At 63.6% G+C, this 15,053-nt stretch carries 14 protein-coding genes; 9 read left to right on the forward strand and 5 right to left on the reverse strand.

All coding sequences use genetic code 11. The features are described from left to right. Positions 1–68: 68 nt before the first annotated feature. A complete protein-coding gene (gene ku, locus ATJ78_RS10235) occupies positions 69–1,001 on the forward strand; it encodes a non-homologous end joining protein Ku (RefSeq protein WP_098407496.1) in 933 nt (310 codons plus the stop codon). Position 1,002: 1 nt separating this feature from the next. On the opposite strand, the gene ATJ78_RS10240 is transcribed toward ku, so the two are convergent. Beyond that, positions 1,003–1,839 (reverse strand): SOS response-associated peptidase, encoded by an 837-nt coding sequence (locus tag ATJ78_RS10240; protein ID WP_434061494.1) that lies wholly within the window; start codon positions 1,837–1,839, stop codon positions 1,003–1,005. Between ATJ78_RS10240 and imuA' the strand changes: the two genes are divergently transcribed. The 4 genes from imuA' to nadE are packed head-to-tail and all read left to right on the forward strand — an operon-like array spanning position 1,797 to position 8,368. After that, positions 1,797–2,495: a DnaE2-dependent mutagenesis accessory factor ImuA' gene (gene imuA', locus ATJ78_RS10245; protein WP_098407498.1), complete on the forward strand. Its 699-nt coding sequence runs from the start codon at positions 1,797–1,799 to the stop codon at positions 2,493–2,495. The genes ATJ78_RS10240 and imuA' overlap by 43 nt on opposite strands. Before the next feature lie 10 nt (positions 2,496–2,505). Further along, a complete protein-coding gene (locus ATJ78_RS10250) occupies positions 2,506–4,059 on the forward strand; it encodes a DNA polymerase Y family protein (protein WP_098407499.1) in 1,554 nt (517 codons plus the stop codon). 14 nt (positions 4,060–4,073) lie between these two features. Further along, a complete protein-coding gene (locus ATJ78_RS10255) occupies positions 4,074–7,505 on the forward strand; it encodes an error-prone DNA polymerase (protein ID WP_098407500.1) in 3,432 nt (1,143 codons plus the stop codon). Between the two features lie 41 nt (positions 7,506–7,546). Then, on the forward strand, positions 7,547–8,368 hold the full coding sequence (gene nadE, locus ATJ78_RS10260) for an NAD(+) synthase (RefSeq protein WP_098407501.1): 822 nt from the start codon (positions 7,547–7,549) through the stop codon (positions 8,366–8,368). 5 nt (positions 8,369–8,373) lie between these two features. Here the strand turns inward: nadE and ATJ78_RS10265 are convergent, their stop codons facing one another. The 3 genes from ATJ78_RS10265 to ATJ78_RS10275 all read right to left on the reverse strand — a co-directional run bounded on the left by ATJ78_RS10265 (position 8,374) and on the right by ATJ78_RS10275 (position 10,471). Continuing rightward, positions 8,374–9,084, reverse strand: a complete 711-nt coding sequence (locus ATJ78_RS10265; RefSeq protein ID WP_098407502.1) for a hypothetical protein — start codon at positions 9,082–9,084, stop codon at positions 8,374–8,376. A gap of 67 nt (positions 9,085–9,151) precedes the next feature. Beyond that, the gene (locus ATJ78_RS10270; protein ID WP_098407503.1) at positions 9,152–9,382 is read right to left on the reverse strand and encodes a hypothetical protein; all 231 of its coding nucleotides are present in this window, start codon (positions 9,380–9,382) and stop codon (positions 9,152–9,154) included. A gap of 81 nt (positions 9,383–9,463) precedes the next feature. Continuing rightward, on the reverse strand, positions 9,464–10,471 hold the full coding sequence (locus ATJ78_RS10275) for an aldo/keto reductase (RefSeq protein ID WP_098407504.1): 1,008 nt from the start codon (positions 10,469–10,471) through the stop codon (positions 9,464–9,466). Positions 10,472–10,725: 254 nt separating this feature from the next. Between ATJ78_RS10275 and ATJ78_RS10280 the strand changes: the two genes are divergently transcribed. The 4 genes from ATJ78_RS10280 to ATJ78_RS10295 all read left to right on the forward strand — a co-directional run bounded on the left by ATJ78_RS10280 (position 10,726) and on the right by ATJ78_RS10295 (position 14,167). Continuing rightward, positions 10,726–11,265, forward strand: coding sequence for a single-stranded DNA-binding protein (locus ATJ78_RS10280; RefSeq protein ID WP_098407505.1), 540 nt, complete (start codon positions 10,726–10,728; stop codon positions 11,263–11,265). Between the two features lie 73 nt (positions 11,266–11,338). Continuing rightward, a complete protein-coding gene (locus ATJ78_RS10285) occupies positions 11,339–11,824 on the forward strand; it encodes a DUF6993 domain-containing protein (protein ID WP_245836282.1) in 486 nt (161 codons plus the stop codon). A 193-nt stretch (positions 11,825–12,017) separates the two neighbouring features. Further along, entirely contained in the window at positions 12,018–13,700 is a 1,683-nt protein-coding gene (gene ettA, locus ATJ78_RS10290) for an energy-dependent translational throttle protein EttA (protein ID WP_098407506.1), read from the forward strand. Further along, positions 13,700–14,167, forward strand: a complete 468-nt coding sequence (locus tag ATJ78_RS10295) for an acyl-CoA thioesterase (protein WP_098407507.1) — start codon at positions 13,700–13,702, stop codon at positions 14,165–14,167. Before ettA ends, ATJ78_RS10295 begins: the two co-directional genes overlap by 1 nt. Before the next feature lie 4 nt (positions 14,168–14,171). Here the strand turns inward: ATJ78_RS10295 and ATJ78_RS10300 are convergent, their stop codons facing one another. Further along, entirely contained in the window at positions 14,172–15,038 is an 867-nt protein-coding gene (locus ATJ78_RS10300) for an acyl-CoA thioesterase (protein WP_245836283.1), read from the reverse strand. Between the last annotated feature and the right edge of the window lie 15 nt (positions 15,039–15,053).

Below are 15,053 nucleotides of genomic sequence, written 5' to 3' on the forward strand. Positions count from 1 at the left end.
CCTACATGGTGGAGGCGATTCGGCGCAATGGCTAGCCTGTTGACACTGAAATGGCGTCTACTGTACGTATGAGAGCGATCTGGACAGGTGCGATCAGCTTCGGCCTCGTCAATGTGCCGGTGAAGCTGTACAGCGCAACAGAAGGACGATCCGTCACCCTGCATCAGGTGCATGACAGAGATGGCGGGCGCATTCACTACGAACGTCGATGCGACGTGTGCGGCCGCCTCGTCCCCTATGAGCACATCGAAAGGGCGGTCGTCGAGGACGACGAGACGATCGTGCTGACCAAGGAAGAGCTCGACTCGCTGCCGCAGGAACGCAGTCGGGACATCTCGGTCGAGGAGTTCGTGCCGAGCTCGCAGATCGACCCCATTCTGTACGACAAGAGCTACTTTCTGGAACCGGCCGGAAAGTCGCCGAAGGCCTATGTGCTGCTGCGCCGCACCCTGGAGAAGACCGAGCGCACGGCAATCGTGCAGTTCGCCCTCCGGCAGCGCACGCGCCTCGCGGCTCTCCGTGTGCACGGAGACATGCTGATGCTGCAGACGCTGCGCTGGCCCGATGAAGTGCGGCAGCCATCGTTCGCTGCGCTGGACGAGAAGGTGCGCATCTCGGGAAAGGAGATGGATCTCGCAGCATCCCTCGTCAAGAGCATCGCCTCGGACTTCGCCCCTGACGAGTTCCATGATGAATACCAGGCAGAGCTCGAGAAGCTGATCGATGCGAAGATCAAGCAGGGGGATGCTCTCGACACCGATGCAACATTCGGCGAGGTCGAAGGTGCAGAGGGGGCTGAGGTCATCGACCTCATGGAGGCGTTGAAGAAGAGCGTCAAGAAGTCGCGCGCGACAAAGCGTGGTGGAAAGACGAAGAAGAGTCCGCAGAAGTCGTCGTCGAAATCGTCCGCAGCGAAGAAATCCTCTGCGGCGAAGAAGACGAGTGGGTCGTCATCGACGAAGAGCGGAGGATCGTCGTCGCGCAAGCGCAAGAGCGCGTGACTTAGAAAAGCGGCTTCAGCGGCTCGATGAGTTCGGGACCGTCGGCATCGCGACCGAGCGGTGCCACCTCGTATGACACGAGGTCAACTTCGCGAGAGGCCGCAACGGCAGCATCCACCAGCTGCTGATCGCCGACGACCGTTGCATCGAGCCACACATCGTGCATGTGCGGTGGAAGCGTCACGGGCGTGCGTTCGTGGATGTCGGCGAGAGGTCCGTCGGCCTGCCGCGTGAGGATCGTCGCTGTCAGCATCCATTCTTCGTCAGGGGACGCGCGCCACCAGGAGTAGAGGCCAGCGAAGGCGAGAGGGCTGTCAGGCTCGCTGATGAAAAATGGCGTCTTCGTCTTGCCGACGGTTTTCCACTCGTAATAGCCGCGAGCGGGGATGATCGCTCGTTTCGACGCGACGCTGCTTTTGAACGTGGCCTTCGAAGCGGCCGTCTCGCTTCGTGCGTTGAACGTCGGATACGTGAGCTTTGCGTCACGAGCCCAACCGGGCAGAAGCGACCAGCGTGCCCCCTCGAGGCGGCGCACAGGAGGGCTCCCGTCGCGGGACGACTCGAAGACAGCGGCCACGCGCTCTGTCGGTTTGATGTTGTAGCCGCTGCGCCAATCAGGAGTCCAGTTCTCTGGCTGCTGGCCGGTGACGATGACGAACTCGGTGATGAGCTCGTCGACCGTCTGATCCATGGCAAATCGTCCGCACATGGGTTCAGAGTAGCCTGTACGTCTGACAGGCAGAAGATCGTCGCACCCGGATTGACTATGCCGAACGAATGTTCGATTATGGCGGTATGAAAACGGGAGCGGCGCGCGCATGGGATGCTGTCGATGCATCCGCGTCGAGCCGTGCCGATGTGCTGGCCGAGCTGAGCGGGCGCATTCGCAGCATGCAGCGGAGCACGCTGGGTGCGGGCTCCGAGGCGCCGGTCGTTCCCGTGGCCTCCGAACTGGGTGGCCTCTTTCCCCGTGGCGGTTTGAAGCCGGGCGGCGTATATGAGGTGCTGTCGCCGCTGCTGGCGACAATGCTCCTCTCGGCGGCGACACGCAGGGGGGACTGGGTTGCCGTTGTCGGGATGCCGGACTTCTCGGCGGCTGCGGCGATGGCGGCCGGTGTTGACTTTGAGCGGCTGATCGTCGTTCCGCACCCCGGCGATCAGGGAATGCGGGTCTCGGCGGCTCTTGCCGATGTGATGTCTGTTGTCGTGCTGGGCGATGCTGCTACGGTGAGCGCTGGCGAAGCGCAGAGGCTCGAGGCGAGGCTCCGCCGCACCGGCAGCGTGATGCTTCGGCTGGGCGAATGGCCGGGGGCCGAAGATCGGCTGGCCATCAGCGAGCGGCGTTGGAGCGGTCTGCGAGCCGGGCACGGGCATCTCGCCGCGTGCCGCATCACGGCAACTGCACGGGGGCGCAGCGGGATACCGCGGCGTGTTTCCTTCACACTCTCGGAAATGTCGGACCCGCCTGGTCTCATCGAACACAGTGACGAATGAGGTGAGGTTGATGAAGGCATCTGCGCTTCGCACCCTTGTGCTGTGGATTCCGGGATGGTCGACAGCTGCCGCTGCCAGGGCGCGAGGGCTTGCACGCGACGCGCCACTCGCGCTGATCGTCGCGGGGGTGGTCTCTGAGTGCAATGAGGCAGCATCTGCATGGGGAGTGAAGCCGGGACAGCGCACGCGCGAGGCGCAAGCGGCGTGCCCTCACGTTGAGGTGCAGCCCTACGATTCCGACGCCGATTACCGAGCCTTTGAGAGCGTCTTCCGCTCGATCGAAGAACTCGCACCCGGCGGGCAGGTCTTGCAGCCGGGCATGTGCGCGCTGCGGCTCCGGGGGCCGGGTCGGTACTACGGCGGAGAGCACGCCGCTGCCGAGAGGCTTCTGGGGGCTGTTCATGCCGACGGGATCATCGACGTGCGAGCGGGGATCGCTGATGGCATCTTCCCCGCAGAGCTGGCCGCCCGGCGTGCCGCTTCCGGCGGCATCGTCGATATCCCCTCCGCAGAGACGGCTCGCTTCGTCGCCGCCGTTCCCATCGATGAGCTGCCTGCAGATGCTCTGGCTGGCAACGGGCCGCTCCTGCACAGACTCGGTATTCACGTTCTCGGCGATTATGCCCGTCTGGACATCACGCAGGTTCGCGATCGGTTCGGGCCGGATGCTGTTCGCGTACACCGCTTGGCGAATGGCGACGATCCGCGCATGGTCGTGCCGACAGGAGACACCGCCGAGTACGAGGTGCACCGGCAGTTCGATGAGCCTCTTGACCGTGTCGATCAAATCGCCTTCAGCCTCCGCGCCGATGTTGATGGGCTCACGGAGCAGGTCGCTGCGGCCAAGAGCGTGGCAACGGGGATCCGCGTCGAGCTGCGCGACGAGAACGGGCGCGTCGGGGAGCGAACGTGGCTGCATCCGCGATTCTTCCGCGCTGCCGACATTCTCGACCGTGTGCGGTGGCAGACGCAGGGAGCCCAGACAGGAGCCGCAGCGTTGGCCGCGCCGGTCAGTGCTGTGCGCATCACCGTCGTTGGCCTCGACGACCGCGCGAACTACGTAGCAGGGCTCTGGGGGGACTCTGCCGATCAGCGCGTCCACAACAGCATCACGCGTGTGCAGAGCATGATCGGTCACACAGAGGTCTGCACGATTCAACCCGCTGGCGGTCGACTCCTGCGCGAACGGCAGACGCTCGTGCCCTGGGGTGAGAAGCCCAGTAGCGCGGATCGCAGTGCACAGCCATGGCCTGGGTCTCGAACAGGGCTGTCTCCCAGCCTCGTTCTTGAGAATCCTGTCGAGGCGACGGTCCTCGACATTGAGGGAAACGTCGCCTCCGTGACCGAGCGGGGTGCACTTCAGGCACCGCTCATGGCGTTATCGGTCAACGGGGATGTCCGGATGCTCCGCGGCTGGGCCGGGCCATGGAACGTCGATGCCCGCTGGTGGGATGCCCGCACGCACCAGCGTGTCGATCGATTCCAGGCCGTTGATGACCGTGGCGAGGCGTGGATGCTGACGATACAAGACGGCCGCTGGAGCATCGAGGCGCGTTATGACTGAGAGGGAGCGCGCTCATGGGATGGCATAACCCGCCTGTTCCGTGGGCGGAGTTCGCACGTCGGCTCTCCGACGACCCCGAGATCGCTGCGGCGCAGGTCGCGGCATCTCGCGATGAGCACCGAGAGGCGGCAGACAGCCCACGTGGCGCACGGTCAGCGTCTCGTGAAGCTTCGGTTCCCTATGCAGAGCTGCACGTCCACTCTGCCTACAGCTTTCTCGACGGCGCAAGCATGCCCGAACAGCTCGTCGACGACGCCGTCGATCTGGGGTTACCGGGAATGGCGCTCACCGATCATGACGGCTTCTACGGAGCCGTGCGCTTCGCCGAGGCAGCCGCGCTGCATCCGGGATTCGCCACGGTTTTCGGATCTGAGCTCTCTCTCGAGCTCTCGGAACCGCAGAACGGAGAGGCGGATCCCGAAGGCACGCATCTGCTCGTGCTCGCACGAGGCGCCGAGGGTTATCGGCACCTGGCACGAGCGATTACCGAGGCGAATCTCACAGACGGAGCGCAGAAGGGCAGCCCTCGCTATCGTCGTGAAAGCCTGGGAGAGCGTCTGAATGGTCAGGTGCATGTGCTGACCGGATGCCGCAAGGGCGCTGTGCGGCAAGCGCTTGAGCATGGGGGACGTTCTGCCGCCGGCCGCGAGCTGGACCGACTGACGGATCTCTTCGGAGCAGACGGCGTCACCGTCGAGCTTTCCGCCAGGGGAGAGGCGCTCGATGACGCCCGCAATGATGCCCTCGCCGCTCTGGCGGCTGAGCGCGGCTTGCCTGTTGTGGCGACAGGAAACGTGCATTTTGCGCGGCCGCACCAGTTTCGGCTTGCGCAGGCTCTCTCTGCCGTGCGTGCTCGTCGCAGTCTCGATGATCTTGACGGCTGGTTGCCCGCGTCAGGCGCTGCATTTCTGCGCAGCGGAGCTGAGATGGCCAGCCGCTTCGCCGCTTATCCTGGCGCTGTCGCACGCAGTGTCGAGCTGATGAACGAGCTTGCATTCCCACTCCGAGCTGTGTCGCCCGGGTTGCCCAAACTTCCGGTTCCCGATGACCACACCCCCATGAGCTGGCTCCGGCATCTGGTGTGGGAAGGTGCTGCGCGCAAGTATCCCGACCTCGACCGCGCGAAGACCGAGCGCATCGAGCGCGAACTGCAGGTGATTGAGGAGAAAGACTTCCCCGGATACTTTCTGATCGTGCACGACATCGTGCGCTTTGCACGGTCGCGAGGCATCCTGTGTCAGGGGCGGGGGTCTGCCGCGAACTCCGCAGTGTGCTTTCTCATCGATATCACGGCCGTCGACTCGATCCGCTACGGGCTGCCATTCGAGCGCTTTCTCTCGAGCATGCGCGAAGAAGAGCCTGACATCGACGTGGATTTCGATTCCGGGCGTCGCGAAGAGGTGATCCAGTACGTCTACGAGACCTATGGCCGTTACAACGCGGCCCAGGTCTGCAATGTCATCAGCTACCGTCCCAAGGGAGCGGTGCGTGACATGGCGAAAGCTCTCGGGCACAGTCCTGGTCAACAAGACGCCTGGAGCACGCAGATTGAACGGTGGGGTGCGACCGTCAAGGCACAAGACCATGACATTCCCGAGGACGTTCTTGCACTGTCTGACCAGGCACTCACGCTGCCTCGCCATCTCGGAATCCACTCGGGTGGAATGGTGCTCACCGATCGTCCCGTCGGTGAAGTGAGTCCGATCGAGCCTGCGCGCATGGAGGGCCGCACCGTGCTGCAGTGGGACAAGGACGACTGTGCGTGGATGGGGCTTGTCAAGTTCGATCTGCTCGGGCTCGGAATGCTCGAGGCGATTCAGTACGTCTTCGATATCGTCGCCGATGCCTGCGGGGAGCAATGGGCACTCGACACGATTCCGAAGGAAGAGCCCGCGGTTTACGACGTGCTCTGCCGTGCCGATACCGTCGGCGTCTTTCAGGTGGAGAGCCGAGCGCAGATGGGAATGCTTCCCCGATTGCAGCCGCGAGAGTTCTACGATCTCGTCGTCGAGGTCGCGCTTGTGAGGCCCGGTCCGATTCAGGGCGGAGCGGTTCATCCCTACATCAAACGTCGCATGGAGCAGCGTGAGTGGGAACGCCGTAAAGCTGCGGGGGAGGTCACGGGCGAATTCCCCGTCAGCTATCTGCACCCGGCACTCGAACCGGTTCTCAAACGGACGCTCGGCGTTCCGCTGTTCCAAGAGCAGCTGATGCAGATGGCGATGGCGGTCGGGGAGTGTTCGGCCGAGGACGCCGATCAGCTTCGACGGGCCATGGGGTCAAAACGCGGCACAGAGCGTATCGACACGCTGCGTGACAAGCTGTACGCGGGAATGGCGACGAACGGTCTCGTGGGAAAGAACGCGGATGCTGTCTACGCCAAGATCCAGGCGTTTGCGAACTTCGGGTTCGCCGAGAGCCACTCGATCAGCTTTGCGCTCCTCGTCTATGCCAGCGCATGGCTCCGATTGCACTATCCCGCAGGTTTTCTCGCTGCGCTGCTGCGGGCGCAGCCGATGGGGTTCTATTCACCGCAGAGCCTCGTTGCCGATGCTCGCAGGCATGGAGTGGAAACACGCCGTCCCGACCTTCATCTCTCAAACGTTCATCCCGCACTCGAAAAGATCGCGGGCGCAGCAAACGACGGCCGGGATGCATGCGTTCAAGCGACGCAGCCTCCCATTGGGCCGTTCGATCCGCACGCGGACGACGCGCAATCGCAGCATCGCCGCGATGGATCCTTCGCTGTACGTTTGGGGCTTGCTGCCGTGCGCGGAGTGGGAGAGAGAACAGCGCAGCAGATTGTCTCCGAACGTGAACGCGGCGGCTCCTTCCGGAACATGTACGACTTCGTGCGCAGGACCGGAGTGCGTACCGCCGTGCTGGAGTCTCTCGCCGATGCGGGAGCATTCGAGTGCTTTGGGCTCAGCCGACGTGAGGCTCTGTGGCAGGCAGAGCATGCTGCGCAGGAGCGCTCGGACCAGCTGGCGGGAACCACGCTCACTGTGCAGCCGCCGTTGTTCTCGCTGCTCACCCCGGAAGAGCAGGCGGTATCGGATATCTGGGCGACCGGGATCTCTCCCGACGGGCACCCCCTCGAGCACGTGCGTGCAGAGCTCGATACTCGCGGAGTCCTGAGCGCGGCCGCACTGCGTACGGCTGAGACAGGCAGACGTGTCCGCGTCGCGGGAGTGGTGACGCATCGGCAGCGTCCTGCAACGGCACGCAATGTGACGTTCTTGAACCTCGAAGACGAGTCAGGGCTCGTCAACGTGGTCTGCAGCACCGGCGTCTGGAACCGATATCGGCGCATTGCCCGCGAAAGTCCGGCGCTCATCGTCCGCGGATTGCTTGAGCGTTCTCCCGAGGGAGTGGTGAACGTGCTCGCCGATCAGTTCGAGCAGCTCAGCATTCGTGCGCAGACACGATCGAGAGACTTCCAGTAGACGTCATCGCCACGAAACATGCCCTCAGCTATGGTGGCACCATGCGCGAAATGCAGGAACAGATCATCGCTGAGCTGGGAGCACGTCCCGATGTCGATCCGTCTCAGGAGATCGAAAGACGCGTCGGCTTCCTCGACGAATATCTGGATGCGGCCTCGGCCAAGGGCTTCGTGCTCGGCATCAGCGGCGGACAGGACTCCACGCTTGCCGGGCGCCTCTGCCAGCTGGCCGTCGAGCGCCAGCGACGGCGAGGCTCCGCGCCCGAGTTTCTCGCCGTGCGATTGCCGTACGCTGTGCAGCACGATGAAGATGACGCGGTGCTTGCTCTCGAATTCATCAATCCAGATCGCACCGTGACGATCAACATCGAGCCGGGCGTTATGGGCATCGCCAAAGAATTCGAACGCGCCACAGGTGAGCCCATTGCTGATTTCAATAAGGGCAACGTGAAGGCGCGTATGCGCATGGTTGCCCAGTACGCTCTTGCCGGGCTTGACGGAAAACTCGTCGTGGGCACCGACCATGCTGCCGAGGCTGTGACGGGTTTCTATACGAAGTTCGGTGACGGTGCCGCTGACGTCGTTCCCCTGTCGGGACTCACGAAGAGGCAGGGGGCGCAGCTGCTGAAGGAGCTTGGGGCTCCCGCACGACTCTACGAGAAAGTGCCAACCGCCGATCTTCTCGATAACGACCCTGGTCAGTCGGATGAGGCCAACCTGGGCTTGTCGTACACCGACATCGACGACTACCTCGAGGGCAGAGACGTGCCGCGCGAGACGGCAGAGCGCATCGAAGCGACGTTCACACGCTCACGCCACAAGCGCACCACTCCGGTCGGTCCAGACGACACGTGGTGGCGATGACGCCGCTATGATGCTGACTTCTCGCCGGTCTCGTCGTCTGTGGCCGTCGACTGCTGACGCTTCTTGGCAGCTTCGAGAGCAGCGACGTCATCGATGAGCTTCTGCGTCGTGGCATCTGCCGGGGAAGTCTCCGAGTAGCGCAGTGCCGACGCAGCCGGCGTCGCCGACTCGAGACGCTGCTCGACAGACGCGTCATTGTTGGAGGCGACGCCTTCAGACTCTCCAGAGAACGCCCATCGCTCAAGATCGCTCTGAAAAACCTTTCGTGCGCGGCTGGGACGCTCTTGCCAGTCGAGCAGTCGATCGCGGAACTCGCCCACGACGGCGTCGAGTTCCGCGTCAGAACGCGACGACGCGCGCTTCATCTCCGCGAGCTGGTGCGACGCCCAGTCGGCGGCGATCGATGATCCCTTCACGGGGAGCAGGCGAATGACGGTGTCGGCCTGACCGACGGCACGGTCAGCGAGTACGCGCTCCTGAGGCGTGAGGGAGTTCCATACCGTTGCCTCGGTCGCCGCGTCGATGAGCGTGGCGATGGCGGCGGAACGCTGCTCGCGGTCACGCTGGGCGATGAGCCGCTTGATGCCGGAACGGCCGATACCGGCGGCGATCAGTCCGGAGAGGATGATCGAAACGGCGATGACGGCAGCGATGAAGAGTGTCGGACGCGTGTCCGCTGCCGTCACCCAGGAGATGAAATCGTTCCACCAGTTCATGCTCGAACGATAACCCGATCACCTGCTCCAACCCGTGAGCCATGCCGTGGCGCGAGTGAATTCTCGTTCATCCGAATCGCAGGCAATCGACTGCATCGTCGAAACTCCAGAACCTCCCGATGGAGATGAAGCGCGCCGCACTGAGGCGATAGCGCTTCGCCTCAAAGCGATCGCCTTGCGGCGTCGGAATGCGTTCGATGTGCCCGTACACGAATCCGTCGGACGCGGTGACGCGCCACAGGTAGTCGTTGATGCGAACCGTCTGCGCCTGGCGATCGCGCGTCGCAGTCTTCTGCATGATCCCTCCCGATGTCGTGGCCGGCCCCGTTGATGATGTGGCTCAACATTAGGACCGGCCACTGACATTTAGGACGGACCGTCAGCCGCGGCCCGTGCCGTCGACGGCGAACGGCTCGATCGCGGTGATCTCATCGCTGGTGAGCGGCGCGGTCTCGAGTGCGGCGATGTTCTGTTCCAGTTGCTTGACGGACGACGCGCCGATGAGCGCCGAGGTGACGCTCGGCTGACGCAAAATCCACGCCAGCGCGAGTTGCGCGAGACTCTGACCGCGATCGGCGGCGATCTCATTCAGCGCCCGGGCGCGAGTGAGGTACGTGTCGTCAATGCGGTCGGCCGACAGGAACGGGCTCGTTGCAGCGCGTGAACCCTCGGGGATGCTGCCGCTCAGGTACCGGTCCGTGAGAAGGCCCTGCGACAGTGGTGAGAAGACAACGCATCCCGTCCCCGTTCGGTCAAGCACGGGAAACAGGCCATGCTCGACATGTCGGTTGAACATGCTGTAGGAGGGCTGGTGCAGCACGAGAGGAACTTTGTGCTCGGCGAGGGCTGCGGCCGCAGCATCCGTCTGCTCTGGCGAGTAATTGGACACCCCGACATACAGTGCCTTTCCCGCGTGCACCGCCGATGCGAGCGCGCCCATGGTCTCTTCGATGGGAGTGTCAGGGTCGGGCCTGTGCGAGTAGAAGACGTCGACGTAATCGACGCCGAGACGAGCGAGACTCTGATCGAGGGACGACAGAAGGTTCTTTCGCGAACCCCATTCGCCATATGGGCCGGGCCACATGTAGTACCCCGCCTTGCTCGAGATGATGATCTCGTCGCGATAGGCGGCGAGATCGGATGCGAGAACTCGTCCGAAGTTGGTCTCCGCGCTTCCGGCGGGCGGACCGTAATTGTTCGCGAGGTCGAAATGGGTGACGCCGAGATCGAACGCCCGGCGGATGATCGCGCGCTGTGTCTCGATCGGCCGCTCGTTTCCGAAGTTGTGCCACAGCCCGAGCGAGAGTTCTGGAAGGCGGAGGCCTGAGCGTCCGGCTCGGCGATAGCGCATGGAGTCATAGCGGGAATCATCGGCGATGTAGGTCATGGCGCAATGCTAGTGAACTTACGGGAACACGCTGGAATCGACGGTGCGCCGGATCGTTCGGGAGCCGTCCGCTGACCCCTCGTCCACAGCACCGAGACGTGCCTCGCGGCTCCACAGATCATGCCAGTGCACTGTCGATGGGGGAGTTCGGGCGGGACACTCGATGAACGGTTCCGGAGGCGACAGATCCGGCACGAGCGTTGCCTCCGGAATCGCACCGCCCGAGCGGGCGGTTCACATCGAGAGGAGCAATCATGGCCGATACGATCACGGTCACCGGCGTTGTTGGAACCGTACCGCAGCTCGGAGACGCTGCGGGAACGCCGGTGTGCAACTTCCGTCTCGCCTCCAGCCTGAGGCGTTACGACAAGCAATCCGGAAAATGGACGGAATACGGCACGAACTGGTACTCGGTAGGTGCCTATCGATACCTCGGAAAGAACGTGGCGGCAAGCGTGAACAAAGGCGATCGGGTTGTCGTGACGGGGAGAGTGCGTCTCCGCGAATGGTCGAATCAGACCGCTAGCGGAATGACCGTCGACATCGACGCGACATCAGTGGGGCACGACCTGACGTGGGGAACAACGACGTATCGAAAGCACAACCAGGCCGAGGCTGACCATGCTGACGCGGACCAGGCCGAGGACGCTCGCGAGGACGGCGATGGATTCCTTCCCGACGCGTCGGAGACTCCCGACGTTCCGGGAGCTCCGCTCGTCGAGACGGCCCCTGGCGCTTCGGCGGAGTCCTGGTCGACCGTTCCTCCCGGTCACGGGCGCGAAGAGGCGGCATGACCGACGGAGTCAACTCAGTCTCATAGAATCGGTTCCGGCGGCACCGTGTCGCCGGAACCGGAGACTGAGAGCAGTGGACCGCAGAGCCGCCCGCGTGGCGACGTGCAGTGCAGCACTCCTTGTGGCGTTCGTCCTCGCCGGCTGTGGGTCGGCCGAGCCATCCCCGGCTCCGAGCACCGCGACCGGACCGGCGCCCTCACAAACGTCGACCGAATCTCTCTCGCCGTCGCCGACCTTCGATCCGGACGGAACCGCCGCCGATAATCTGGCGTACTTCGACTCCGTCAACGAAGCGGTGCTCGCAGAGAACCCGGATGCCATGGGCATGGACTTCATCAACGCGCTCGTCGATGCGGGATTCGACAAGGCAGCCATGGAAGTGACCGAAGATTATTCGACGGTCGGCAACCGCGCCGAATCGATCCAGTTTTCGGTGCGCTGGAATGACGCGTGCCTCATCGGCCAGAATGGCGAATCCGTCGGCGGGTACCACTCGACGATCATGGACGTGCTCGGCTCGGGAACGTGTCTCGTGGGCACGACGCGTGAGATCGGCTAGCACCGTCCCGTTGTGGGAGGTCATCGCCGGTACGCAGGATCACGCGTTATCCTCTATGGTGGCGACGACGCACCACGTGCCTTCTGCGGCACCGAACGGTGGTCGTCAAACGGCGTGAACAGGCAGTTCGACGCGATATCACCCCAGGAGGCCCCGACGGCCTCACGGACATGAAAGCAGTGTAGGGATAAGAGTGGCCGAATACATTTACTCGATGGTCCGCGCGCGCAAGGCAGTCGGGGACAAAGTGATCCTCGACGACGTCACGATGGCCTTCCTCCCTGGAGCGAAGATCGGTGTCGTCGGCCCGAACGGCGCTGGAAAATCGACGATCCTCAAGATCATGGCCGGTCTCGACACACCGAGCAATGGCGAGGCAAAGCTCAGCCCTGGCTACAGCGTCGGCATCCTGATGCAGGAGCCGCAGCTCGACGAGGACCGCACTGTGCTCGAGAACGTGCAGGACGGCTTGGGCGAGATCAAGCGCAAGGTCGACCGCTTCAACGAGATCTCGGCAGCGATGGCCGAGCCGGATGCTGATTTCGACGCGCTCCTCGCCGAGATGGGGTCCCTGCAGGAAGAGATCGATGCCGCGGACGCATGGGACCTCGATTCCCAGCTGGAGCAGGCGATGGACGCACTGCGCTGCCCTCCGTCCGACGCCATCGTCAGCGTGCTTTCCGGAGGAGAGAAGCGCCGTGTCGCGCTGTGCAAGCTGCTGCTTCAGAAGCCGGACCTCCTTCTGCTCGACGAGCCCACGAACCACCTCGACGCGGAGAGCGTCCTCTGGCTGGAGCAGCATCTGGCCAAGTACCCCGGTGCTGTGCTCGCCGTCACGCACGACCGCTACTTTCTCGATCACGTCGCGGAATGGATCGCCGAAGTCGATCGCGGGCACCTCTACCCCTACGAGGGAAACTACTCGACGTATCTCGAGAAGAAGCGTGAGCGACTTGAGGTCCAGGGCAAGAAAGACGCGAAGCTCGCCAAGCGACTCTCGGATGAGCTTGAGTGGGTGCGCTCGAATGCCAAGGGACGACGTGCGAAGTCGAAGGCACGTCTCGCGCGCTACGAGGAGATGGCGGCGGAGGCTGAGAAGACGAGGAAGCTCGATTTCGAAGAGATCCAGATTCCCGCTGGACCTCGTCTGGGGCAGACGGTCATCGAAGCGCGCGACCTGCGCAAGGGTTTCGGTGAGCGGACGCTCATCGACGGCCTGTCGTTCTCGCTGCCGCGAAACGGCATCGTCGGGGTGATCGGGCCGAACGGCGTCGGAAAGACGACGCTGTTCAAGACGATTGTCGGACTTGAGCCTCTCGACGGAGGCGAGCTCAAGGTCGGCGAGTCTGTCAAGATCTCGTACGTCGATCAGACCCGCGGCGGAATCGACCCCAACAAGTCACTGTGGGAAGTCGTGTCCGACGGGCTCGACTACATTCAGGTCGGAAACACCGAGATCCCGTCGCGAGCATACGTGTCGACATTCGGGTTCAAGGGTCCTGACCAGCAGAAGCGGGCCGGAGTGCTGTCCGGTGGTGAGCGCAACCGCCTGAACCTCGCGCTGACGCTCAAGCAGGGCGGAAACCTTCTGCTTCTCGACGAGCCGACGAACGACCTCGACGTTGAGACGCTGTCGAGCCTTGAGAACGCTCTGCTGGAGTTTCCCGGATGCGCAGTGGTCGTCACGCACGATCGCTGGTTCCTCGACCGCATCGCCACGCACATCCTCGCTTACGAGGGCACAGAGGAGAACCCAGCGAACTGGTACTGGTTCGAGGGCAACTTCGAAGCCTACGAGCAGAACAAGGTCGAGCGTCTCGGCGCCGACGCGGCGAAGCCCCACCGTTCCACGTACCGCAAGCTCACGCGAGACTGATGCGCGTTCAGGCCCCGGTCCAGCTGCGATGGGGAGATCTCGACGCCTACAACCACGTGAACAACGTGGAGCTGATGCGCGTACTCGAGGAGGCCCGCGTCCGCGTCTTCTGGCGCAGTGATGACGAGGGCGGGGCGATCGACCAGGGCATGGCGCTCATTGAAGCCGAGCCCGGCTCCGAAACGCTCACGCTCGTCGCTCGGCACGAGGTTGAGTACCTCGCCCCGATCGCATATCAGCGCGAGCCGCTTGACATTCAACTCTGGATCGGGCGGCTGGGTGGGGCGAGCCTCGACGTCTCTTACGAGGTTTACACACACGATGGCGCCACTCCCGCCGCGCGGGCGGCAAGCACAATCGTGCTCGTCGATGCCGCAACCGGCGCTCCACGTCGAATTCGCGCCGAAGAGCGTCAGGCCTGGGAACGCTACCTCGAACCGCCCGTCGCCTTCTCGGGACGGCGCTGACAGCTCACGTGCGCGGAACCCGCACCATTCCCTCTTGCGCGACTGAGGCGATGAGTACGCCCTCGCGCGAGTAGAAGCGACCCTGCGTGAGCCCTCGACCACCGGACGCGCTCGGCGACTGCTGAACGTACAGCAGCCATTCATCGACTCGCGCAGGTGCGTGCCACCACATCCCGTGGTCGAGGCTTGCCATCTTGAGCCCTGGGGTCAGCCAGCTGAGTCCGTGTCGGCGCAGGATCGGCTCGAGAAGGGTGTAGTCGCTCGCGTACGCGAGCGCTGCTTGATGCAAACCGCGGTCATCGGGCAATGTCGCCTTTGCGCGCATCCAGAGCATCTGCTCGGGAGACGGCTCCGACGGGGGAGCGAGGTAGATCGGCTCTGTGATGTGGCGAATCTCGAACGGACGGTCCGCCGCCCAGGCACGAGCACGCGGGTCATCGATCGCGCTGAGAATGTCGGTGTCGCTCGGCAGATCCTCTGGAGGTGCGACATCGGGCATCTCCGTTGCATGCTGAAGCCCCTCGTCGTCGTCTTGGAACGACGCGATCATCGACAGAATGGGCAGCCCCTTCTGGTAGGCCTGCGTTCTGCGGGTCATGAACGACCGTCCATCATGGATGCGATCGACGGCGAAGGTGATGGGCAGCTCGACGTCGCCAGGGCGCAGGAAGTAGCCGTGCATCGAATGGATGAACCGATCGGCGGGAACAGTTCTGCTCGCCGCGACGACGGACTGCGCGAGCACTTGCCCGCCGAAGACCCGCCCCTGAGGCATCCACTGCGAGGGCCCCGTAAAGATGTCTTCGCGGGTGCGGGCTCCGGTATCGGCGAGATCGAGGGCTGTGAGCAGGGATTCAACCGAATCTGACAACGCTTCTCCTCATCG

The sequence above is a fragment of the Paramicrobacterium agarici genome (assembly GCF_002563955.1).
Lineage (GTDB): Bacteria > Actinomycetota > Actinomycetes > Actinomycetales > Microbacteriaceae > Paramicrobacterium > Paramicrobacterium agarici.

Coding starts and splice junctions, on each gene's coding strand:
- ATJ78_RS10240 (WP_434061494.1), bottom strand. CDS start 1,839: ATGCATCGACAGCATCCCATGCGCGCGCCGCTCCCGTTTTCATACCGC.
- ATJ78_RS10295 (WP_098407507.1), top strand. CDS start 13,700: ATGCGCGTTCAGGCCCCGGTCCAGCTGCGATGGGGAGATCTCGACGCC.
- ATJ78_RS10275 (WP_098407504.1), bottom strand. CDS start 10,471: ATGACCTACATCGCCGATGATTCCCGCTATGACTCCATGCGCTATCGC.
- ATJ78_RS10270 (WP_098407503.1), bottom strand. CDS start 9,382: ATGCAGAAGACTGCGACGCGCGATCGCCAGGCGCAGACGGTTCGCATC.
- ATJ78_RS10250 (WP_098407499.1), top strand. CDS start 2,506: ATGAAGGCATCTGCGCTTCGCACCCTTGTGCTGTGGATTCCGGGATGG.
- ATJ78_RS10280 (WP_098407505.1), top strand. CDS start 10,726: ATGGCCGATACGATCACGGTCACCGGCGTTGTTGGAACCGTACCGCAG.
- nadE (WP_098407501.1), top strand. CDS start 7,547: ATGCGCGAAATGCAGGAACAGATCATCGCTGAGCTGGGAGCACGTCCC.
- ATJ78_RS10265 (WP_098407502.1), bottom strand. CDS start 9,084: ATGAACTGGTGGAACGATTTCATCTCCTGGGTGACGGCAGCGGACACG.
- imuA' (WP_098407498.1), top strand. CDS start 1,797: ATGAAAACGGGAGCGGCGCGCGCATGGGATGCTGTCGATGCATCCGCG.
- ku (WP_098407496.1), top strand. CDS start 69: ATGAGAGCGATCTGGACAGGTGCGATCAGCTTCGGCCTCGTCAATGTG.
- ATJ78_RS10255 (WP_098407500.1), top strand. CDS start 4,074: ATGGGATGGCATAACCCGCCTGTTCCGTGGGCGGAGTTCGCACGTCGG.